The organism is Burkholderia sp. 22PA0106 (assembly GCF_047497155.1).
In the GTDB taxonomy this organism is placed as follows: Bacteria; Pseudomonadota; Gammaproteobacteria; order Burkholderiales; family Burkholderiaceae; genus Burkholderia.
In genome coordinates this window covers 904,765-925,740 of sequence record NZ_CP163163.1, presented here as the reverse complement: position 1 = coordinate 925,740, position 20,976 = coordinate 904,765, and the positions used below count along the sequence as shown (strand labels likewise).

General features: G+C 69.5%; 22 protein-coding genes. 5 read left to right on the top strand and 17 right to left on the bottom strand.

The features are described 5' to 3' along the window. Positions 1 to 5: 5 nt before the first annotated feature. The 5 genes from leuE to gloB all read right to left on the bottom strand — a co-directional run bounded on the left by leuE (position 6) and on the right by gloB (position 6,259). A complete protein-coding gene (gene leuE / locus AB4850_RS19010; protein WP_414444559.1) occupies positions 6 to 683 on the bottom strand; it encodes a leucine efflux protein LeuE in 678 nt (225 codons plus the stop codon). A 23-nt stretch (positions 684 to 706) separates the two neighbouring features. Continuing rightward, positions 707 to 1,852, bottom strand: a complete 1,146-nt coding sequence (gene carA, locus AB4850_RS19005) for a glutamine-hydrolyzing carbamoyl-phosphate synthase small subunit (RefSeq protein WP_414444558.1) — start codon at positions 1,850 to 1,852, stop codon at positions 707 to 709. A 341-nt stretch (positions 1,853 to 2,193) separates the two neighbouring features. After that, entirely contained in the window at positions 2,194 to 3,441 is a 1,248-nt protein-coding gene (locus AB4850_RS19000; protein WP_414444557.1) for an MFS transporter, read from the bottom strand. A 144-nt stretch (positions 3,442 to 3,585) separates the two neighbouring features. After that, positions 3,586 to 5,157 (bottom strand): transglycosylase SLT domain-containing protein, encoded by a 1,572-nt coding sequence (locus AB4850_RS18995; protein WP_414444556.1) that lies wholly within the window; start codon positions 5,155 to 5,157, stop codon positions 3,586 to 3,588. Positions 5,158 to 5,452: 295 nt separating this feature from the next. Next, a complete protein-coding gene (gene gloB, locus AB4850_RS18990) occupies positions 5,453 to 6,259 on the bottom strand; it encodes a hydroxyacylglutathione hydrolase (protein WP_414444555.1) in 807 nt (268 codons plus the stop codon). Positions 6,260 to 6,278: 19 nt separating this feature from the next. Between gloB and AB4850_RS18985 the strand changes: the two genes are divergently transcribed. From AB4850_RS18985 to dnaQ, 3 genes are all read left to right on the top strand, one after another. Next, positions 6,279 to 7,091 carry a class I SAM-dependent methyltransferase gene (locus AB4850_RS18985; RefSeq protein ID WP_414444554.1) on the top strand — a complete coding sequence of 271 codons (813 nt, stop codon included), beginning with the start codon at positions 6,279 to 6,281 and terminating at the stop codon, positions 7,089 to 7,091. Continuing rightward, complete coding sequence (gene rnhA, locus AB4850_RS18980; protein ID WP_414444553.1) at positions 7,088 to 7,537, top strand: ribonuclease HI; 450 nt, start codon at positions 7,088 to 7,090, stop codon at positions 7,535 to 7,537. Before AB4850_RS18985 ends, rnhA begins: the two co-directional genes overlap by 4 nt. An 80-nt stretch (positions 7,538 to 7,617) precedes the next feature. Next, positions 7,618 to 8,349, top strand: a complete 732-nt coding sequence (gene dnaQ, locus AB4850_RS18975; RefSeq protein ID WP_414444552.1) for a DNA polymerase III subunit epsilon — start codon at positions 7,618 to 7,620, stop codon at positions 8,347 to 8,349. 22 nt (positions 8,350 to 8,371) lie between these two features. On the opposite strand, the gene AB4850_RS18970 is transcribed toward dnaQ, so the two are convergent. After that, a complete protein-coding gene (locus AB4850_RS18970; RefSeq protein ID WP_414444551.1) occupies positions 8,372 to 8,704 on the bottom strand; it encodes a YnfA family protein in 333 nt (110 codons plus the stop codon). Between the two features lie 595 nt (positions 8,705 to 9,299). Between AB4850_RS18970 and proP the strand changes: the two genes are divergently transcribed. Continuing rightward, positions 9,300 to 10,781, top strand: a complete 1,482-nt coding sequence (gene proP, locus AB4850_RS18965; RefSeq protein WP_414444550.1) for a glycine betaine/L-proline transporter ProP — start codon at positions 9,300 to 9,302, stop codon at positions 10,779 to 10,781. A gap of 171 nt (positions 10,782 to 10,952) precedes the next feature. Here proP and AB4850_RS18960 read toward each other — a convergent pair whose 3' ends face one another. The 11 genes from AB4850_RS18960 to mdcA form a co-directional block, all read right to left on the bottom strand. After that, on the bottom strand, positions 10,953 to 11,159 hold the full coding sequence (locus tag AB4850_RS18960) for a hypothetical protein (RefSeq protein ID WP_206127117.1): 207 nt from the start codon (positions 11,157 to 11,159) through the stop codon (positions 10,953 to 10,955). Positions 11,160 to 11,300: 141 nt separating this feature from the next. Further along, positions 11,301 to 11,930, bottom strand: a complete 630-nt coding sequence (locus tag AB4850_RS18955) for a glutathione S-transferase family protein (protein WP_414444549.1) — start codon at positions 11,928 to 11,930, stop codon at positions 11,301 to 11,303. 99 nt (positions 11,931 to 12,029) lie between these two features. Further along, a complete protein-coding gene (locus AB4850_RS18950) occupies positions 12,030 to 12,884 on the bottom strand; it encodes an alpha/beta fold hydrolase (RefSeq protein ID WP_414444548.1) in 855 nt (284 codons plus the stop codon). Between the two features lie 93 nt (positions 12,885 to 12,977). Continuing rightward, positions 12,978 to 13,541 carry a hypothetical protein gene (locus AB4850_RS18945; protein WP_414444547.1) on the bottom strand — a complete coding sequence of 188 codons (564 nt, stop codon included), beginning with the start codon at positions 13,539 to 13,541 and terminating at the stop codon, positions 12,978 to 12,980. Positions 13,542 to 13,724: 183 nt separating this feature from the next. Then, a complete protein-coding gene (gene mdcH / locus AB4850_RS18940; protein ID WP_414444546.1) occupies positions 13,725 to 14,657 on the bottom strand; it encodes a malonate decarboxylase subunit epsilon in 933 nt (310 codons plus the stop codon). After that, positions 14,654 to 15,520 (bottom strand): triphosphoribosyl-dephospho-CoA synthase MdcB, encoded by an 867-nt coding sequence (gene mdcB / locus AB4850_RS18935; RefSeq protein ID WP_414444545.1) that lies wholly within the window; start codon positions 15,518 to 15,520, stop codon positions 14,654 to 14,656. Before mdcB ends, mdcH begins: the two co-directional genes overlap by 4 nt. Further along, positions 15,517 to 16,254, bottom strand: coding sequence for a malonate decarboxylase holo-[acyl-carrier-protein] synthase (gene mdcG / locus AB4850_RS18930; RefSeq protein ID WP_414444544.1), 738 nt, complete (start codon positions 16,252 to 16,254; stop codon positions 15,517 to 15,519). The genes mdcB and mdcG overlap by 4 nt, the downstream gene beginning before the upstream one ends. After that, entirely contained in the window at positions 16,229 to 16,945 is a 717-nt protein-coding gene (mdcE, locus tag AB4850_RS18925) for a biotin-independent malonate decarboxylase subunit gamma (RefSeq protein ID WP_414444543.1), read from the bottom strand. Before mdcE ends, mdcG begins: the two co-directional genes overlap by 26 nt. Then, a complete protein-coding gene (locus AB4850_RS18920) occupies positions 16,932 to 17,855 on the bottom strand; it encodes a biotin-independent malonate decarboxylase subunit beta (protein ID WP_414444542.1) in 924 nt (307 codons plus the stop codon). The genes mdcE and AB4850_RS18920 overlap by 14 nt, the downstream gene beginning before the upstream one ends. Continuing rightward, entirely contained in the window at positions 17,852 to 18,169 is a 318-nt protein-coding gene (mdcC, locus tag AB4850_RS18915) for a malonate decarboxylase acyl carrier protein (RefSeq protein WP_414444541.1), read from the bottom strand. Before mdcC ends, AB4850_RS18920 begins: the two co-directional genes overlap by 4 nt. A gap of 77 nt (positions 18,170 to 18,246) precedes the next feature. After that, a complete protein-coding gene (gene mdcA, locus AB4850_RS18910) occupies positions 18,247 to 19,893 on the bottom strand; it encodes a malonate decarboxylase subunit alpha (protein ID WP_414444540.1) in 1,647 nt (548 codons plus the stop codon). Between the two features lie 199 nt (positions 19,894 to 20,092). Between mdcA and AB4850_RS18905 the strand changes: the two genes are divergently transcribed. Beyond that, on the top strand, positions 20,093 to 20,941 hold the full coding sequence (locus AB4850_RS18905; RefSeq protein ID WP_414444539.1) for a LysR family transcriptional regulator: 849 nt from the start codon (positions 20,093 to 20,095) through the stop codon (positions 20,939 to 20,941). Positions 20,942 to 20,976: the final 35 nt, after the last annotated feature.

Sequence of the window (20,976 nt, the reverse complement as noted above, 5' to 3'; positions counted from 1 at the left end):
GTCGGTCATCGGAGCGTCGCGAAGGCGAGCTTGAGGCCGAAGCCGATGAACAGACTGCCCACGCCGCTCGCCGCGCCCGCCGCGAGCTTGCGGCGGCGGCGAAACTGTTCGGCAAGACGCGCGCCCGCGAAGATCAGCGTGCTCAGGTACAAAAAGCTCGCGAACTGCGAGATCGCGCCCAGCACGACGAACGACACCACCGGATACCGGTAGGTCGGATCGACGAACTGGATGAAGAACGAAATGAAGAACAGGATCGCCTTCGGGTTCAGCAGGCTGACGATCAGCGCCTTGCGGAACGGCCGTTCGCCGTCCACCGGGCGGGCGTTGGCGGCCGGCGCGTTGACCACGGGCGTGCCGTTGCGCGCGGCGCGCAAGGCCTGCCAGCCGCTGCGCAGCATGTTGAACCCGATGTAGAACAGATAACCGGCGCCGCCGTACTTGACGACCGAGAACAGCAGCGGGTTGGCCTTCAGCAGCGACGCGACGCCGGCCGCCGACAGCACCATCAGGACGGTGTCGCCGACGAACACGCCGCACGCGGCACGATAGCCGGCCTTGACCCCGCGCTGCGCCGCGAGCGACAGCACGTACATCGAATTCGGGCCGGGCAGCAGGATGATGAACACCACGCCCACGACGTAGGTCCAGAAATCCGTGATCCCGAGTGCATGACCGAACATGATGCGCCGTCTCCGTTCTTCGCTCAGGCGCCGTGCGCCTTGGCCTTGTCCATCAACGCCGTGAAGCGATCGAACAGGTAGCCGATATCGTGCGGGCCGGGCGAGGCTTCCGGGTGGCCCTGGAAGCAGAACGCCGGCTTGTCGGTCAGCTCGAAGCCTTGCAGTGTGCCGTCGAACAGCGAGACGTGGGTGGCGCGTGCGTTGGCCGGCAGCGAATCGGCATCGACCGCGAAGCCGTGGTTCTGCGACGTGATCACCACGCGGCCGTCGGTCAGATCCTTGACCGGGTGGTTCGCGCCGTGATGGCCGGTTTTCATCTTCAGCGTCTTGGCGCCGACCGCGAGGCCCATGATCTGGTGGCCGAGGCAGATGCCGAAGGTCGGCACGCCGCGCTCGATGAATGCCTTGGTCGCCGCGATCGCGTAGTCGCACGGTTCCGGATCGCCGGGGCCGTTCGACAGGAACACGCCGTCCGGATTCAGCGCGAGCGCGTCGGCCGCGCTGGCCTGGGCCGGCAGCACCGTCACGTCGCAGCCGCGTTCGGCCAGCATGCGCAGGATGTTGTACTTCACGCCGAAGTCGTATGCGACGACCTTGTAGCGCGGCGCGGTCTGCTCGCCGTAGCCGCCTTCGAGGCGCCATTCGGTCTGCTTCCAGGCGAACGGTTTATCGGTCGAGACGACCTTGGCCAGATCCATGCCGGCCAGGCCCGGGAACGAGCGCGCCAGCTCGATCGCCTTCGCTTCGTCGTCGGAACCGGCCAGGATGCAGCCGCCCTGCGCGCCCTTGTCGCGCAGCACGCGGGTCAGCTTGCGGGTATCGATGCCGGCGATGGCGACCACGCCTTCGGCGCGCAGGTAGGCGTCGAGGGTCTGGTCCATGCGGAAGTTCGAGGCGAGCACCGGCAGGTCGCGAATGATCAGGCCGGCTGCGTGAACCTTGGCGGCTTCGACGTCTTCGCGGTTCACGCCGACATTACCGATGTGCGGATAGGTAAGCGTGACGATCTGCCGCGCATAGCTCGGGTCGGTCAGGATTTCCTGATAGCCGGTGATCGCGGTATTGAACACGACTTCGCCGATCGTATGGCCGGGCGCGCCAATCGAATAACCGCGAAACACCGTGCCGTCGGCGAGAGCGAGCAAAGCGGGAGAAAAAGACGGCAACACGGGAGGCTCCTTGGGGGACACCCTTGCTGCCGACCTGTCGACCTGCCGCTGGCCGGTTCGCCTCTCGGGAGGCGGTCGCCGGCGCTCGCTCGGCTCACCCGGAAGACGCGCCAGGAACGCGCGCGCTGGCTAAAAGCGCGGGCTGCATTCGGCGGCGTCGCGTGCCGGGCGGCAGGCGGCGGAAGACGGGGATTTGGAGGTAGGCGCTAGGGTGCGGGGTTGAATTGCGCAAACCTTCAAATTATAGCGTGAAACCCTGACTATCTCAAATCTGACTTACCCGGCATTGTGTGACAGGGGTTTGACAGGCCGCCCCGAACACCCGCCCTGCCCGCCCCGGCTCACGATGCGCCCGGTTCGACGCCGGTTCGCGCCCGCCCCGGCCGCCCCGGCTGCCCCGGCAATACGTACCAGATCGCGCCGGCGATCTGCAGCACCACCAGCACGCCCCACGCCACCAAATGGGCGGCGCGCGGGTAATGTCCGCCCTGCGTCGGCCATTGCGACAGCACCGCGCCGACCCCCAATTGGAAACCGAAGATCAGCACGAAGATCACCAGCGTCAGCGTGGTGTTCGCACGGCCGATCAAGTGAACGGGGAAATGCTCGGCCAGAATCGCGTAGCTGAGGATGCCGATGCCGCCGAACGCGCCGTAGGCGGCCCACAGCACCACCGCCGGCAGCGGCGCGCCGAGCATGATCGCGATCTGGGTCAGCACGAAGCAGCCCATGCCGATCCCGCAGAACGCATAGACCGACACGCCGTGACCTTCCAGCCAGCGCGCCGCCACGCCGGTGCCCACGCTGCCGGCCATCATCGCGAGGCCGATCACCGAAACCAGCGCCGCCGCCTCGTGCGGCGCGAAGCCCATCACGTCGCGCATCCAGGCGCCCACCCACAGCGACTGCATCGCATAGAACACGCCCTGCGTCACCACCGAGAACGACGCGATCTTCCAGAACGCCGGGCTGCACAGGATGTGCCAGGTGCCCTTGAACTGGCTCGCGATGCTGGCCTGGCGGTGGGTGCGCGCCGCATCGGGCGCGCCGAGCCAGATCAGCGCCGCGACCGCCACGGTGAACACCGCCAGCGCCGCGCACACGGCGCGCCAGCCCATGAAGCCGAGCGTCCAGGCCAGCGGCGAGCCGACCGCCACGCCGCCGAAGCCGCCCACCGCCATCACGAAGCCGTTGACGAGCGGCAGGCGCGCCAGCGCGAACTGCTCGGCGATCGCCTTGAACGCAGCGCCCAGGCAGACCGACACCCCCACCCCGATCAGCAACCGGCCGGCCATCATCGCCCCGATGCCGTGTGCCATACCGAACACGCCGATGCCGGCCGCCGCGAACAGCAGCATCGCCGCCGTCACGCGGCGCGGCCCGAAATGGTCGAGCAGAACGCCGGCCGGAATCTGCGCGCCGGCGAAACCCAGGAAATACAGGCTCGTCAGCAGGCCGAGATCGGCGGCCGACAGCCCGAGGTCGTGCGTGATCAGCGGCGCGAAGCCGAGATTGACGCCACGAAACACATAGGACACGAAATAACCGAGCGAGAACAGCACGAACACGCGCAGCTTGATGGACGACATAGGCACCTCGAAACCACCGCCCGCGCTCGCGAACGGCCAGGCCAAACGAAAACGCCGTCACCTCGGTGACGGCGTGGGAGCGGGATCATAAGCGACGCGCGGCGAATCGGGCGAAAGCCCCTCGCGCGCAGCGACCGATTCGCGTTATTTCTTGTTGGTTTTGCGCGAGGCGGACTTGGCGGCCGGCTTGCTGCTGCGAACCGGCTGCTTGGCGGCGGCCTTAACCGGCGCGCGGCGCACGACCTTGCCGCCCGAGCGCAGGCTGGCGCGCTCGATGCGCGCGCCGCCCGTCGTAGTGGCGATCCGCTCCGGCCCCGGCTCGGCCGGCACCGCACGGCCTACCGGCACATGCAGCACCATGGTCTGGCCCGGCATCACCATGTCGCGGCGCGTGCGGTTCCAGGCATGCAACTGCCCGACCGACACGCCGTAGCGACCGGCCAGCGACGCCATCGTCTGCTTGCGGCGCACCCGGATCAGCATCTTGCGCGTATCGGGCACATCCGCCTCCATGGCCAGCGCGCCGTTCTCGGCCACATCGGCGCTGATGTCCTCGTCGTCGTCATCGGCGCGCGGCACCACGATCGTCGAACCGGGCTTCAGGCGCATGCCGGCCGGAATCTTGTTGACGGCCATCAGCGTATCGGCGTCCACGCCGATCTTCTCGGCGATCGCCGCCGGGCGTGCGCGCTCGGTCACCGTGTAGGTGGTCCACGACGACAGCTGGCCGCCGTACGACTTCAGGCCCTTCTCGAACTGCGATGCGTTGTCGAACGGCAGCAGGATTTGCGGCTGCGTCGCGCCGACGATCACCGGCTTCGAGAACGACGGGTTCAGCGCCTTGAACTCCTCGAGCGACAGGCCCGACAACTGGGCGGCCATCTTGACGTCGATGTCGTGCGACGTGGTGACCGTCACGAAATACGGGTGGTTCGGAATATCGGGCAGCGTCAGGCCGTATTGCTGCGGATTCGCGATGATGTTCTTGACCGCCTGGAGCTTCGGCACGTAGTTGCGCGTCTCGTTCGGCATGCGCAGGCTTTGATAGTCGGTCGGCAGGCCGGCCGCCTGGTTGCGCGCGATCGCGCGCTGCACGTTGCCCTCGCCCCAGTTGTACGCGGCCAGCGCCAGATACCAGTCGCCGAACATGTCATGCAGGCGCGAAAGATAATCGAGCGCCGCGCTGGTCGAGGCCAGCACGTCGCGCCGCTCGTCCTGCCACATGTTCTGCTTGAGGTTGTAGGTGCGGCCCGTGCCGGGAATGAACTGCCACATGCCGGCCGCCTTCGCCACCGACAGCGCCTGCGGGTTGTACGCCGATTCGATGAACGGCAGCAGCGCCAGCTCGGTCGGCATGTTGCGCGCCTCGAGCTCCTCGACGATGTGATAGAGGTACTTCTGCGAGCGCTCGGTCATGCGCTGCACGTAGTCGGGACGCTCCGTGTACCAGGTGGTCTGCATGTCGACGAGGTCGCTCTGCAGGTCCGGCATCTGGAAACCACGGCGAATGCGCGCCCACAGATCGGAATCCTTGGTCGTCAGATCGCCGACCGACTGCTTGTCGACGTCGACGGTTTCCTTCGAGGTGGCGGACTTGCGGAGAAAATCGGAGGCGGCCTGCGGATTGGAAGCGGCGGCGGCGGCGGGGACGTCAGGCCCGGGGCTCGCACAAGCGGCCAGCAACAGGACCAACATCGCACTGATCAGAAATCGCATGTAAATCTCGGCTTCCAACGGCTGAAAATTGCAGGCGATAGTAAGGTGGCCCGAGCATCGCGTCAATAAAAACGCCGAAAAATGCCAATAAATCCGGTATTTGGGGCGCATTCTCCAGATTCAGCTTGAGCATTGGCTGAGTCGAATCAGGTAGTTTCTGATGGCCTTCGCCCGATCATGCGCCGGTTCGCGCCAGCGAAACATTGAGAATTGTTGCGCGCGGGCCGCCGGCCTCGCGAGGCGGCAACCCCGCGCGAAGACGGGTCGGGAACAGCGGCAGCGGATAGCGGAACGATCAGCGGAAGCGGTTCTTCCACTCGCGCATCATCGTGAAGGCGGCCAGCCGGTCGGCCGGCGCCTCGTGCAGCTCGGCCTCGAGCGTCGCGGCGATCGCCGGGCTGTCGGCGCGCAGGAACGGATTGACGGCACGCTCGTGGGCGATGGTGGTGGGCAGCGTGGGCACGCCGCGCGCGCGGCGCGCCTGGGCGTCGTCGCGCCAGGCGGCCAGCGCCGCGTTGTCGGGCTCGCACGCGAGCGCGAAGCGGATGTTCGAGAGCGTGTATTCGTGCGCGCAGTGCACCTGGGTTTCGCCCGGCAGCGCGGCCAGTGCGTCGAGCGAGGCCAGCATCTGCGCCGGCGTGCCCTCGAACAGCCGGCCGCAGCCGCACGAGAACAGCGTGTCGCCGCAGAACAGGTGCGGCGCGCGGTTCGCCGCGCCGGCGGCCTGGTAAAACGCGATGTGGCCGCGCGTGTGGCCCGGCACGTCGAGCACCGTGAATTCGAGCGACGGCCGGCCGATCGTCACGCGCGCGCCGCCCGCGAGCGGCACCGTGACTTGTGCGATGTCCTCGCCGGCCGGGCCGTAGACGGGCACCGGGCCGCCCTGCTTCGGGTCGCCGAGCAGCGCGGCGACGCCGCCGACGTGGTCGGCATGATGGTGGGTGAGTAGAATAGCGGCTAGCCGCCAGCCCCGCGCATCGAGATACCGACGCACCGGGGCGGCGTCGCCCGGATCGACGGCGATCGCGTCGCTGCCATCCGACACGAGCCAGATATAGTTGTCATCGAATGCCGGTACCGGCACGTATTCCAGCTCGTTCATGGGCGCGCACTCAATCGATATGTCAGACCGTCCGATTATAGACTGGCCCGCCTGGAGCGCTTCGCCGCCCGGCCGCTACGTGCTCGAGTGGGAACAGGCCCAGCTCGACCGCGTGGTGTCCGACGTGTTCGGCTTCCACGCCTTGCAGCTGGGCCTGCCCCAGCTCGATTCCCTGCGCGAGAACCGCATGCCCGGCCGCGGGCTGGTGCTCGATCCGGCCAGCGGCGCCAGCGCGCCGTTCCGCTTTCCGTGGGCCGGCGACCCGCCCGGCCCGCATCATGCGCCGGTCGGCCGCAGCACCGTCTGGTGCGACCTGCTCGACCTGCCGTTCGAATCGCAGAGCGTCGATCTGATCGTGATGCCGCACACGCTCGAATTCACGGCCGATCCGCACGGCCTGCTGCGCGAAGCCGAGCGCGTGCTGATGCCGGAAGGCCGGCTCGTGATCACCGGCTTCAATTCATTGAGCCTGTGGGGCGCGCGGCAATCGTTCGGCCGCATCGCGAAACGCCCGTTCGTGCCGGGCGCGCGCGATCCGATCGCCTTCATCCGCCTCAAGGACTGGATGAAGCTGCTCGGTTTCGACATCGAGCGCGGCCGCTTCGGCTGCTACCGCCCGCCGCTGGTCACCGACAAGTGGATGTCGCGCTACGCTTTCATGGAAGCGGCCGGCGACCGCTGGTGGCCGATTTTCGGCGCTGTTTACATGGTCACGGCCGTCAAGCGGGTGCGCGAGATTCGCCCGGTCGGCCCGATCCGGGTTCGCAAGCCGGCGCGTGCGCCCGCGCTCGCACCGGCCGCGGCCCCTACCACTCATCAAGAGCATTCATGACGTTGCAAACGATCGATATCTATACCGACGGCGCCTGCAAGGGCAACCCCGGCCCCGGCGGCTGGGGCGCCCTGCTGCGCTTCGGCGACCAGGAAAAGGAACTGTTCGGCGGCGAGCCGGGCACCACCAACAACCGCATGGAGCTGCTCGCCGTGATCAAGGCGCTCGAAGCGCTCAAGCGCCGCTGCCAGGTGGTCGTGCATACCGATTCGCAATATGTGCAGAAAGGCATCAGCGAATGGATTCACGGCTGGAAGAAAAAAGGCTGGGTGACGGCCGCCAAGACGCCCGTCAAGAACGCCGATCTCTGGAAGCGGCTGGACGAACTGGTCGCCGGCCACGAGATCGAATGGCGCTGGGTCAAGGGCCACGCCGGCCACGCCGAGAACGAGCGCGCCGACGCGCTCGCCAATCGCGGCGTCGATTCGCTTTCGCAGCAGGCCTGAGCGGCGGCACGCGCCGCGCTCCCCTGCCGCTTCGTCTTCGTTACCGCCGGCCCGCGCGCCGGCCTCACTGAATCACCGACATGCGCCAGATCATCCTCGACACCGAAACCACCGGCCTGAATGCCCGCACCGGCGACCGCATCATCGAAATCGGCTGCGTGGAAATGCTGAACCGCCGGCTGACCGGCAACAATCTGCACTTCTACGTGAACCCCGAGCGCGACAGCGATCCGGGCGCGCTGGCCGTGCACGGCCTGACCACCGAATTCCTCAGCGACAAGCCGAAATTCGCCGAAGTCGCCAACGCGATCTGCGATTTCGTGCGCGGCGGCGAGCTGATCATCCATAACGCGCCGTTCGACATCGGCTTTCTCGACGCCGAATTCGAGCGCCTGAAGCTGCCGCCGCTGCTCAAGCAGTGCGACGGCGTGATCGACACGCTGGTGCAGGCCAAGCAGATGTTCCCCGGCAAGCGCAATTCGCTCGACGCGCTGTGCGACCGCTTCGGCATCAGCAACGCGCACCGCACGCTGCACGGCGCGCTGCTCGACTCGGAGCTGCTGGCCGAGGTCTATCTGGCGATGACGCGCGGCCAGGAAAGCCTGGTGATCGACATGCTCGGCGATGGCGACGACGAAGGCGGCGCGGGCGGCGGCTCGCGCGTCGCGCTGGCGTCGCTCGCGCTGCCGGTGCTGACCGCCAGCGACGAGGAACTGGCCGCGCACCAAACTCAGCTCGACGAGCTCGACAAGTCGGTCAAGGGCACCTGCGTCTGGCGCAAGGAAGCCGAACCGGCCACGCCGGCGGCCTGACCCGCCGCGTCCTCGCCCGCCTTCAGCCGCGCGGCTGAAGCGCAATCACCGCCATCCCGGCCAGCGCCAGCACGGCGCCGGCTGCATCCCAGCGCGTCAGCGGCACGCCGTCGACCACCCGCAGCCAGCCGAGCGCCACCGCGATATACACGCCGCCGTAGGCCGCGTAAGTCCGCCCCGCGGCCGACGGATGCAGCGTCAGCAGCCACGCGAACAGCGCCAGCGATACCGCCGCGGGCACCAGCAGCCAAGCGCTGCGCCCCTCCTTGAGCACCTGCCACGGCAGATAGCAGCCGACGATCTCGGCGAGGGCGGTGAGAACGAACAATCCGGCGATCTTGATCAGGTCGGGCATGGGTCGGGAAACGGATTCGAGGGCCACTCGCGGCGGCCGACATTGACGGGGAAACCGAACGGGAACGAACGCTGCAACGCGCCCGCGCGCATCGCCAGCGCCGTGCCGGCACCGGCCGGATTATCTCCCGCCAATCCCCCACCGGGCGGGGCTGGGGCGGCAATTTGCACGATCTCCTGCGATCGTGGTACTATAGCCACTCTTTCATTTATCTATTTCGTTCATTCTGTTTGAGCAGCGAGCGTTCGCGGAACTCCCGCCACCGTCTCGTCGCACGAAATATCGATCACGGGCAGGCAGCCATTTTCGGCCCACCTGCTTCGTTTCAGCGCCCTTTCCAGGGTTCGTTTCCGGTCGCAGGCGCCACGCCGCGCACCGGTCGTCGTCGGTCCCCCTTGTCAGGCCAGCCCGGCGGCAATCTCATGAGCGCATCGACGCGGCGGCCACTGGCGCGCCGCACGCGGCCCCGTCCGATCTCGGCGTCTTCGTGCGCCCGACGTTCCGTGCTGCCACGCCGCTGCGCTCCTCGGCAAACCGTGGCGATGCTCGCGCCTTCCGGCAACGCGCATCGTCCGCTGTCAAAGGAGCCTTCACCTTGACTGCATCACACGTCAGCCCTTCCGCTGTCTCCGCGTCGTCCAGCGACGCCCCCGTCACCGTCAACGACATCACCGTCGTCGATCAATCCCTGCTGAAACGCGCCGTGCGCGCCATGGCCATCGGCAACGCGATGGAATGGTTCGACTTCGGCGTCTACAGCTACATCGCCGTCACGCTCGGCCAGGTGTTCTTCCCGTCGAGCAACCCGTCCGCGCAGTTGCTGGCCACCTTCGGCACGTTCGCGGCCGCCTTCGTGGTGCGCCCGATCGGCGGCATGGTGTTCGGCCCGCTCGGCGATCGCATCGGCCGCCAACGCGTGCTCGCCATGACCATGATCCTGATGGCGCTCGGCACGTTCTCGATCGGCCTGATCCCGAGCTACGACTCGATCGGCATCCTGGCCCCGATCCTGCTGCTGGTCGCCCGCCTCGTGCAGGGCTTCTCGACCGGCGGCGAATACGGCGGCGCAGCCACCTTCATCGCCGAATTCTCGACCGACAAGCGCCGCGGCTTCATGGGCAGCTTCCTGGAATGCGGCACGCTGATCGGCTATGTGCTCGGCGCGGGCGTGGTCACGCTGCTCACGGCCGTGCTGCCGCACGACGCGCTGACCTCCTGGGGCTGGCGCGTGCCGTTCCTGGTGGCCGGCCCGCTCGGTCTGATCGGCCTGTATATCCGGATGAAGCTCGAGGAAACCCCGGCCTTCAAGCGTCAGGCCGAACTGCGCGAGGCGCAGGACAAGACCATGCCGAAGGTCAAATTCCTCGACATGCTCGTCAAGCACCGCAACGCGATGCTGCTGTGCGTGGGCCTCGTGCTGATCTTCAACGTGACCGACTACATGGTGCTGTCATATCTGCCGAGCTTCCTGTCGTCGACGCTGCATTTCAACGAAACGCACGGCCTGGCGCTGGTGCTGCTGGTCATGGTGCTGATGATCCCGATGACGATCGGTGCAGGCCGCCTGTCGGACGTGGTCGGCCGCAAGCCGGTCATGCTGGCCGGTTGCGTGGGCCTGCTGGTGCTGTCGATCCCCGCGCTGATGATGATCCGCACGGGCGAGATGCTGCCGGTGTTCGGTGGCCTGATGATCCTCGGCGTGATGCTGTCGTGCTTCTGCGGCGTGATGCCGTCGGCGCTGCCGGCGCTGTTCCCGACCGAGATCCGCTTCGGCGCGCTCGCGATCGGCTTCAATATCTCGGTGTCGCTGTTCGGCGGGACGACGCCGCTGGTCGCGGCCTGGCTGGTGGAACGCACCGGCAACCCGATGATGCCGGCGTACTACCTGATGGGCGCAGCCGTGATCGGTGCGATCTCGGTGCTGGCCCTGCGGGAAACGGCTCGCCAGCCGCTGGCCGGTTCGCCGCCGGCCGTGGCATCGCGTCGCGAGGCGCATGCGCTGGTTCGCGAACTGCGCGAACAGGCGGAAGAAGATAACAACGACGCCTACCATAGCGTATCGGCGGCCCGCGCTTAAGCCAATTCGGCCACTTGAGCCACTTCAGCCGGCTCAAGCCCCCCGCCGTTCCCGACGCCGCGCCCGCTCGCCAGAGCCGGCGCGGCGTTGTCATTTCCGGGCGCCCAAAAACGAACACCCCCGCCGAGGCGGGGGTGTGGGCGTGTCCGGCGCCGGGTGACGCGGCGCGCTTCAATGCGCCGTGCAACCGCCGTGCCGGCAGGCCATGCAGGTCACGAACGAGCGCGAACGCTCGACCACGGCCCGCATCCCGCGCCCGGCCACCACGAACCCGACCTGGCTCAGGTTGAAGTCGTGCGTCACCATCAGTTGCATCAGCGACACCATCGGCAGCACGACGGACGGGTGATACAGACGATTTTCGATGAGGGTTCGCATGACGGGCTCCGACGGGACGATGAACTGACCCGACGAATTCTACGAACCGGCAGCCCGCGGATAAATGGGCTGCACACGAAGTCAGTTGTTTGCCTGCGCGAACAATCGGTGGCAACCCTAGGTTTGCCGCTCCCGCTCGGCTCAGTCGGGCGGCGTGCTGACGAACTCCGGCAGTTGCTCGGCGCGCGCCGACAGCGCGGCGATGGTCGGGAAGCGCTGCGCATCGAACGGCGCCAGATCGCGCTGGTGGGCGCGCTCCGCCTGCGTGAAGCGCCACGCCACGGCCACCGTCACGTCCGCCTGGGTGATGCGCTCGCCGAGCAGCCAGCCGGTGGTGCCGAGAATGCGCTTCTCGAGCGCGCCGTAAGCGGCGTCGACCTGTTCGACCAGGCGGTCGAGCCACGGCCGATGCACCTTTTCGTCGGGGCGCATGTTGTTCTCGTACACCACCTGCACCGTCTTTTCGGCGGCGACGAGCGCGAGGCCGATCAGTTCGATCGAGCGCAACCGCGCGGCCGCGTCGTCGGGCATCAGCCGTTTGGACGGCTCGACGAGGTGATCGAGATAGTCGACGATGAGCGACGAGTCGAGCACCATCGTGCCGTCGTCGGTCAGCAGCGTCGGCGCTTTCACGACCGGGTTCACGGCCTTGAACTGGTCGAAATGACGAAACACCGACAGCGGCAGGTGCTCGAACGACAGCCCGAGCAGCTTGGCCGACACGGCGCTGCGGCGAACGTACGGGGAATCCAGCATTCCAATCAGCTTCATCTGACACTCACTCTGGTTGAGGGCGGGACCGACGACTGTAGCAGCCTCGCGTCGCATCGCGCCAGCGTCGATCGTGAGGAGATAGGGCGCACCGCCCGTTCAGCGTGCGCCGAACCAGGCGGCCAGCGACGGCCAAAGCGCGCGATTGTCGTCGCGGAAATAGCCGACCGCGCCGATCGGGCGCTGGCCCGGGTGCGGCGCGAGGGTGCGGAATTCGACCTCCGCGGCGGTGAAGCGCCGGTGCAGCGCGGCCACGGCGGCGGGCGGCGCGAACGGGTCGTCCTCGACGGCATAGGCCAGCAGCGGGCCGCGATAGGCATCGAAGCCGGCGCGCATTTCCCGGCCCGCCGCCGCCACGCGGCCGCCCGGCCCCCGCCCGCCGGCGGCGCAATCGAGCGCGATGCCGGCCGGCACGTCGGCTTCGGCGCCGAGCAGGCGCCCCGGCACGCGCGTCATGAAGCGGCCGGCCAGCGGCAACGCCACGTAGGTGGCGAACGCAAGCGCGATGCCCGCCGCGCCACGCGCATCGCCGCAATAGCCGGTGCCGGCGGCCACCGTCGCGATGCCGGCCAGCCGCCCGAGGTTCGGCGCGAGGCCCAGCAGGCGGCCGCCCGTCGCATGGCCGAGCGCGAACAGGCGCGCCGCGGGCGCGTGGGTGGCCAGGCAATCGAGCGCGGCGGGCAGATCGGCTTCGCCCCATTGGCGCAGCGTCACGCGATCGGTGTCGGCCACCGCCGTGCGCGAACCGCCGATGCCGCGATTGTCGTAGCTGAGGACCGCGAACCCGGCTTCGGCCAGGCTGCGCGCGAACGCGTCGTAGCGCACGCGCGGCATGCCGAGCGCGCTGTTGATCAGCACCGCCCGTTCAGGATTCAGGTGGGGAAGATAGAGCGAGCCCGTCAACGGTCGTCCGTCGCGCGCCGCGAACTGGAGAGTTTCGACCGTGATCGCCATCGTCTGCCTCGTCGTGGAAGCGGCTATTGTGCAAGCGAACGACGCGGGCCGCTACCTCGATCGCTGCGCGGTTTGAGGTGTTTGGGTTACGCGTCAGCGCGCCCCGGCGGCCACGCGATACCACTGCCAGAACGTACGCGTATAGGCCTGCGCCAGTTGCGGCACGTCGCGAAACACGTTCAGCGCACGCACGGTCATGGCGCCATCACCGGCGGTGGATGGGCCGCGGCCGCGGGCGGGCGGCGTGACGGCGGTGTCGATCGCCACGGCGTCGTCCGCCACGATGAACGGCGTGCGCGTCGCGCCGGCCCGGCGCGCGAACGCCACGTCGATGCCCGATTCGGCCAGAAACGCCGCGCCGCTGTAGCGCGCGGCCGGCGCCGAGCGGTCGAGCACCACGCGCACCGCCACGCCGCGCCGGCGTGCCTCGCACAAGGCCGAGGCCAGCGCCGGCGACACCGAGGCATACCCGGCCACCAGCACGCGCCGGCGTGCGCCGTTCACCAGTTCGGCCGCCACGCCGAAGGCGTCACCGACATGCGCGAAATAGGCGCCCGCCTCCCCGCCGACAAAGGGCGCGGGCAGCGCGAAAACGGCTGGCGAAGCAAGGGCGAGCGCCGCGCAGGACAGCGCGGTCAGGTAGGCGTGTGGTCTCATCGGGCGCGTATTGTAGTCACGCCGATCGGCCCCGCAAGTGGTTTCTGAGAAGCGTGGCGCGGCGGCGACGAACGCGCGTTCGCCGCGTGGAAAATCGCGGCTGGGTCAGACGCGAAACGCGCCGTTGGTCAGATTGATCGGAGGATTATCGAAGGCGGGCGAACCGTGCCGTTCTTGAGGAATTCAGGCCGCGTCGAGCTTCGCCAGCCACGCGGCCAGCCCGTCCCACGAGCGGAAATCGGCCACGCTGCGCGCCGGAATCGCCGGATACGCGCCGGCAGCCATCTCGGCCAATGCGCGGCCCGGCCCCAGTTCGAGGAACGCGCTTGCGCCGGCTTCGACGCAGGCCGCGAGGCATGCGGCCCACTCCACCGGCTCGGCGATCTGTCGCGCGAGCTTGTCGAGGCCATCGCCCACATCGAGCACCACGGCGCCGTCGATGCCGCTGAACAGCCGCGTGCCGGCCGCGCCACGCCCGACGCTCGCCTGCCCGAGCGCGGCGCGAAACACCGGCACGGCGGCGGCCAGCCGTGGCGTGTGCGAAGCGATCCGCACCGGCACCTCGACCACGCGCGAGGCGCCATGCGCCTGCGCCTCGCCGGCCAGCGCGGCCAGCGCCTCGGTGGTGCCGGCCAGCACGCAGGCCTCGCCGGGGTTGACGATCGCGACCGCGGCGTCGTGCCCGGCGCACAAGGCATCGAGCGTCGCGCGCGGGAGGCCGCGCACGAACAGCATGCCTTCGTTGCCCGCGCTTGCCGCATCCATTGCATCGGCGCGCGCGGCGATCAGGTCGAGCGCATCGCGCGCGTCGAACCGGCCCGCCACATGCCATGCGGCGATCTCGCCCACGCTGTAGCCGGCCACGCAGCGCCGCCTAGGCAGCAGCGGCGCGAGCCGGGCGTACACGGCCAGCGCATGCAGCGTGCACAGGCGCTGCGCCGCACCGTTCTCGCGCAGCGCATCGCCACTGGCCTCGCGCACCCAGGCGCGCGGATCGCCGCCGAACCAGCGCGACGCGTGCGCGAACAGCGGCGCAGCGGCCGGATCGTCGCCGATCAGGTCGAACATGCCGGGGCCTTGATGACCCTGGCCGGAGCACAGGAGCGCGAGCGTCATTGCGGATCGAGCCCATCGGCGAACAGGCTCATCGCGAGCAGGTCGGCCGTGCCGCCGGGGCTCAGCCGCCGCGCGACGAACGCGCGATGCACGGCGGCGGCCTGCTCGCGCCAGTCGTCGGCGCCCACGCCGCCGCGTGCCAGGAAATCCCGAGCGGCCTGCTGCGCGAACGCCAGGCCGGCCTCGCCGCCGCGATGCAGCAGATTGGTGTCGTCGAGCGCCGCGATCAGCGCGAAGCAGGCCTGCACGCGCGCCGCCTCGGCGTGGCCGGGGCGCAGCGCCCGCGCGGCGCGCAAGGCCGGCACGCCGATCGCGTAGACAGCCGGAAAGCCGTTGGCCGCCTCGCCGCGCGCGCCGCCGACGCCGTAGCGGCGGATCGCCCGCTCGCCGTGGCTGTCCGACGGACGCGGGCCGCCCAGGATCTCGTCGCCCCATTGCGCGGCAACGCAGGCGCCGAGCGTGAGCGCCGGCACCGGTTCAGCGGTCGCTCGCCAGCCCGCCGCCGCGCACAGCAGGCCGAGCCCGAAGATCGCGCCGCGATGGGTGTTCACACCGCCGGTGGCGGCCAGCATCGCGTGCTCGGCGCGCAGGCCGATCCGGCGCAGCGCCGCCATCTCCGCCCGCGCCGCGCCGGCCCGCGCCAGTTCGGCCAGGAACGGGCGAATCGCGGCGGCGCTGCGCGCGAACGTGGCGGCATCCATGTCGTGGTGACTGCCCTGATCGACATGGCTGACGAGGCCGGGTTTCGGCCAGGTCCGCACTTCGAGCCGCAGGCAATGCTCGGCGAATTCGGCAATCGCGTCCGCGGCCTCGCGCGGCGACGGCTTCGCTTCGAACGCAGGCATCCGCATCGGCTGAATCATGCTGCCTCCCTCGCACTGTCGAGAAATTCGCGCGGCGACAGCAGCAGCACACCGGCCGAGGTCTTGGCGACGATCTCGCCGCGCTCTGCCAGCGCCGTACGCAGTTCGCGCCAGTTGGCGCCCGCGCCGTCGGCCCGAATCACTTCGCCGTCGATGCGCATCGGGGCCTCGCCGCTATCGGCGCCATCGGCACCATCGGCCAGCGCCGCGACATCGTCGAGCAGCGCCGCGAGCGCCGCCTCGGCATCCGCGCCGATGGGCGCATCGAACAGCAGATCGAGATCGGAACCGGGAGACAGATAGGTCAGGCCCGTCAGGGCCTGCCAGGCCAGGCTGCCGAACGCGCGGCAACCGAGGCGATGCCGCCGCGCGATCGCGTCGAGCCGATCGAGCGTGGCGCACCAGTGCGCCGGCGCGGCCTCGCGCAACCGCGCAACGGCAGGTGGCGGTTCGACCGAGACGATCGCCGACTCGGGCACCACCACGCCGATGCGGCGCTTGCCCAGCGACGGCGGCAGCGGCAAGCCGAGCGGCACGCCGGCCGCGCCGGCATCGCACGGCCCGGCGCGCCGCACCATCAGCGGCCAGCCGCGCGCGGCCCACTCCCGCACCACGGGCGGCGCGTCGGCCAGCGCCGGGTGGGCCGCCAGCACGTCGCGCCACGCATCGGGCGCGACGCGCACGACGCTGTGACGGATCAAGCCGGCCTCAGCCGGCCGAGCGGGCGAGTTCATGGACGCGTTGCGCGATACGCGCGGCAGCCGGGCGGCCGCCGCGTTCCGCGCCGAGGCGGTCGCGGCCGTCGGCGCGATCGGCCGGCGTATCGAACCACGGCGCCAGTTGCGCGCCGAGCGGCTGCGCCGGATCGAGCACGGCATCGACCGCGCCCGTTTGCGCGAGATTGTCGAGGCCCGGCGCGAACACGGCCGTCGACTTCGCCATCTCCTGCAGCACGTCGAGCGGCAGCTTGGTGACGCGCGAGATCGACGGCAGATCCATCACGGCCGGCTCCGCGCCCGGCAGCGCGACCAGCACGCGGGTGGCGAGCGCGGTCGCGATGAACGCGCCGGCCGCCGTGCCGCCATACAGCAGGCCGACGGTCGGATGGCCGCGCAGGCTCGCCAGCATCAGGCTCTTGGCCAGATGCGACAGGCATTCGTTGAGGCCGAGCAATTCGTCGCGGCGACTCATGCGCTGGCTCGCGCTGTCCACCAGCACGAGAATCGGCGTGCGATCACCACGGCGCACCACATCGAGCACGCGCGCCGACAGCCACAAGGCTTCGTCCACGCCGACGAACGTGCCGCCCGACACGCCGATCACGTCCACCGTGCGGTCTTCGACGGTGGCGCGGCCGGCCAGCAGGCCGTCGTCGCGCACCGCGACATCGTGGTCGAAGGAACCGAGAATCTCATCGAGCGTCATCGCGCGTCTCCTGAAGGCGGTCGGCCAGCGCGGCGAAGGCGTCGCCGGGCATGGCGGGAATGGCGTCGGCCTCGGCATCGGTCGCCCCGAGCCGGCGCCAGACGTCGCGTGCGTCGGCGCAATCGCCGAACGCCGCGAGGCGCGCTTCGAGCCGCGTCTGCTCGGCATCGAGCACCGCGAGGTCGAAGCCGTGGCGCACCGCGAGCAAATCGAGCGCGGCGGCGCGGAACGCCGGCAGCGTGTCGTCGACGAAGCGCTCGGCGCCGCCGATCAGCCGGCGATGCTTGCCGCCCATGGTGCGCCAGACCAGCGCGCGATCCTTCGAGTCGAATTCCTCGACGCCGCGATTCGTTTCGATCACCTCGGGCCCGGACACGCTGATGCGGCCCGGCTCCGACACCGCCAGCGCCGAGCAGCACGCCGCGAGCAGGCCGCCGCCGCCGTAGCAGCCGGCGCGACCGCCGATCAGCCCGATCACCGGCACGCCGGCCTCGCGCGCATCGACCAGCGCGCGCATCACCTCGGCGATCGCCAGCTCACCCGCATTGGCTTCCTGCAGACGCACGCCGCCGGTATCGAACAGGATCAGCACGGGCGTGGCCGATTCGCGCGCGGCGCGCAGCAGGCCGGTGAGCTTCGCGCCGTGGATCTCGCCGAACGCGCCGCCCATGAAGCGGCCTTCCTGCGCGGCCACCAGCACGGCGCGGCCGTCGAGCGCGGCGCGGCCGACGATCATGCCGTCGTCGAACTGGCGCGGCAGCGCGAACAGCGGCAGGTGCGGGCTCATTTCGCGCTCGGCCGGGCCGATGAATTCGGTGAAGCTGCCGGCGTCGACGAGCCCGTCGATGCGTTGCCGCGCCGAGGCTTCGTACCAGCTCGCGCCGGCCGTGGCGAGGTCGAATCCGCTCATCGCTGGCCTCCCTCGATCGCCCTGACCGCCTGGGCAAGCCGCAGCGCCACCGTATCGGGACGCGCGCCGCCGTCGTTGATCGAGAAGCGCAGGCCGCCCGGCGAGCGCCGCTCGACGAAATCGGCGACCACGGCCTGCCACACCTCGCCGAAGCCGGTGGCGGCGGTTTGAATATCGATCTCGCAGGCCGCGCCGGGCAGCACACGCTCGACGAGCACTTCGAGATTGCCGGACGCGACCACGCCGACCAGCGCCGACGCCGCATCCCCGCCCGCACGTTCACGCGCGGTGTGAAGATAGTTGAGCTGTTCCATTCGATCTCTCCCGCCAGCCCGCTCGGGGCCGGCCGAAACGCGCACGGGGGCTCGACTGCCGCCCCGCGCGGCAGGGCTTACCAGTTGCGAAAGCGTGACGGCGGCGAATACAGGCCGCCGGACCAATGCACGAGGTCCTTCACCGAGCGCGCCGCGAGCAGGCGGCGGTCGGCATCGAGCGGATCGATGCCGAGATCCTCGGGGCGGCGGATCACGCCGCGCTCGCGCAGCCGCTCGACCATCTTGCGGTCGCGGCCACGGCCCACGTCCGTATAGCCGGCCACGCCGCGAATCGCATGCTCGCGCTCGTCGGCGTCGCGGCACAGCAGCAGGTTCGCGATGCCCTCCTCGGTCACCACGTGCGTAACGTCGTCGCCGTACACCATGATCGGCGCGAGATCGAGCGAGAGCTTGTCGGCCAGCCGCAGCGCGTCGAGCTTCTCGACGAACATCGGCACGTTCTTCTCGCCGAACGTCTCGCCGATCTGCACGACCAGCTTGCGCCCGCGCCGCAGCGCGGCCGGCGTGTGCGGATCGGCCTCGGCGCCGGCCTTCAGCCAGGGCTCGCTCGAATGGCGGCGCCCGCGTGCGTCGCTGCCCATGTTCGGCGCGCCGCCGAAGCCGGCGATGCGGCTCTCGGTCACGGTGGACGAATGGCCGGCCAGGTCGATCTGCAGCGTCGAGCCGATGAACATGTCGCAGGCGTAGAGCCCGGCCGTCTGGCAGAACGCGCGGTTCGAGCGCAGCGAGCCGTCCGAACCCGTGAAAAAGATGTCGGAGCGCGCGCGGATGTAGTTGTCCATGCCGACTTCGGAGCCGAAGCAGTGGATCTGTTCGACCCAGCCCGATTCGATCGCCGGGATCAGCGTGGGATGCGGATTGAGCGCCCAGTGCGTGCCGATCTTGCCCTTCAGGCCGAGGCGTTCGCCGTAGGTCGGCAGCAGCAGTTCGATCGCCGCCGTGTTGAAGCCGATGCCGTGATTCAGGCGCTTGATGCCGTAGGGCTGATAGATGCCCTTGAGCGCCAGCATCGCGGTGAGGATCTGGGTTTCGGTGATCGCCGCCGGGTCGCGCGTGAACAGCGGCTCGACGAAGAACGGCCGCCCGGCCTCCACCACGAAATGCACGCGGTCGCCCGGAATGTCGACGCGCGGCACGCGATCGACGATGCGATCGACCTGGGCGATCACGATGCCGTCCTTGAACGCGGTGGCCTCCACCACGGTGGGCGTGTCCTCGGTGTTCGGGCCGGTGTAGAGATTGCCGTCGGCGTCGGCGCTGACGGCCGCGATCAGCGCGACCTGCGGCGTCAGATCGATGAAGTAGCGCGCGAACAGTTCGAGGTAAGTGTGCACGGCGCCCAGCTCGATGCGCCCGCCGAACAGCAGCTTGGCGATGCGCTGCGATTGCGGGCCCGAGTAGGCGTAGTCGAGACGCCGGGCGATGCCGCGCTCGAACACGTCGAGGTGCTCGGGCAGCACGACGCCCGATTGCACCATGTGCAGATCGTGGATCTTCGCGCTGTCCACCTCGGCGAGCGCCGTGGCCAGCAGGTCCGCCTGCTTCTGGTTGTCGCCTTCGAGGCAGACCCGGTCCCCGGGGCGCAGCACCGCTTCGAGCAGCGCCGTCGCGTCCTCGGCCGCCACCCGTTTGCCACGCGCGAGCGGCGCGCCCGCCGCGAGGCGTGCGTCGCGGGCCTGCCGCGCCTGATTCCATCCCGTCATTGCGTCTCTCCTGCGATGCGTATCCGGTGCCGGCGATTGTATGCCGCGCCGCGCGGGCCATTGATGAAGTTGCCCAATGCCACTCAGAGGCCGCGCCAATCGATCGCGCGCCGCCCTCGGGCGTCTTGCCGTAAACTGCTGCGACGGCCCAGCCGGGCCGCGCCCGCGCGCCGCTGCCGCCGTTCATCTGGATTCCACCATGCGTTCGTTATCGCCCGAACTGCTGCGCAGTTTCGTCGCCGTCGCCCAGACCGGCAGCTTCACCGCCGCGTCCGAGCGCGTCAATCTCTCGCAATCCACCGTCAGCCAGCACATCCGGCGGCTCGAAGAGCTGCTCGACCGGCCGCTGTTCGAGCGCGACACGCGCAACGTGCGGCTGTCCGCCAACGGCGACGCGCTGCACCGCTACGCGAGCCGAATTCTCGAACTGATGGACGAAGCGGTGATGTCGGTGTGCGGGCCGCCGCTGTCGGGCAAGGTGCGGCTCGGCATGTCGGAGGATTTCGCGTCGGCCCACCTGCCCGCCGCGCTGGTCAGCTTCATCCAGCGCAACCCGGAAGTCGAACTGGAGATCACCACCGGGCTGTCGGGCGACCTGTTCCACGCGCTCGACGAGGGCCGCCACGACCTGGTGTTCGCCAAGCGCATCGCCGGCAGCCGGCGCGGCCGCGTGATCCGCACCGAGCCGCTGTACTGGTGTACCGGGCCGGCCTCGCCGATCACCGGGCGCGAGCCGGTGCTGCCGCTGGCGCTGCACCCGGAGCCGAGCGTGTCGCGCCAGCGCGTGCTCGAAACCCTGAACGCGATCGGCCGCCCCTATCGGATTGCCGTATCGAGCAGCAGCATCGCGGCGCTGCGCGCGGCCGCGGCGGCCGGGCTGGGCGTGTCGGCGTTCGCCGGCTATGTGATCCCGCAGGGCCTGGCCAAGCTCGAAGCGGGCCTGCCCGCGCTCGGCGACCTCGAATACGTGATCGACCGGCCCGCCTCGGCGTCGCGTTCGACGCTCGCGCTCGAAGCCACGCTGGTGGCGGCGGCGGCGGAGTTCTGAGGCGGGCCGTCGCTACGACGGCCTGCCTTCATTCG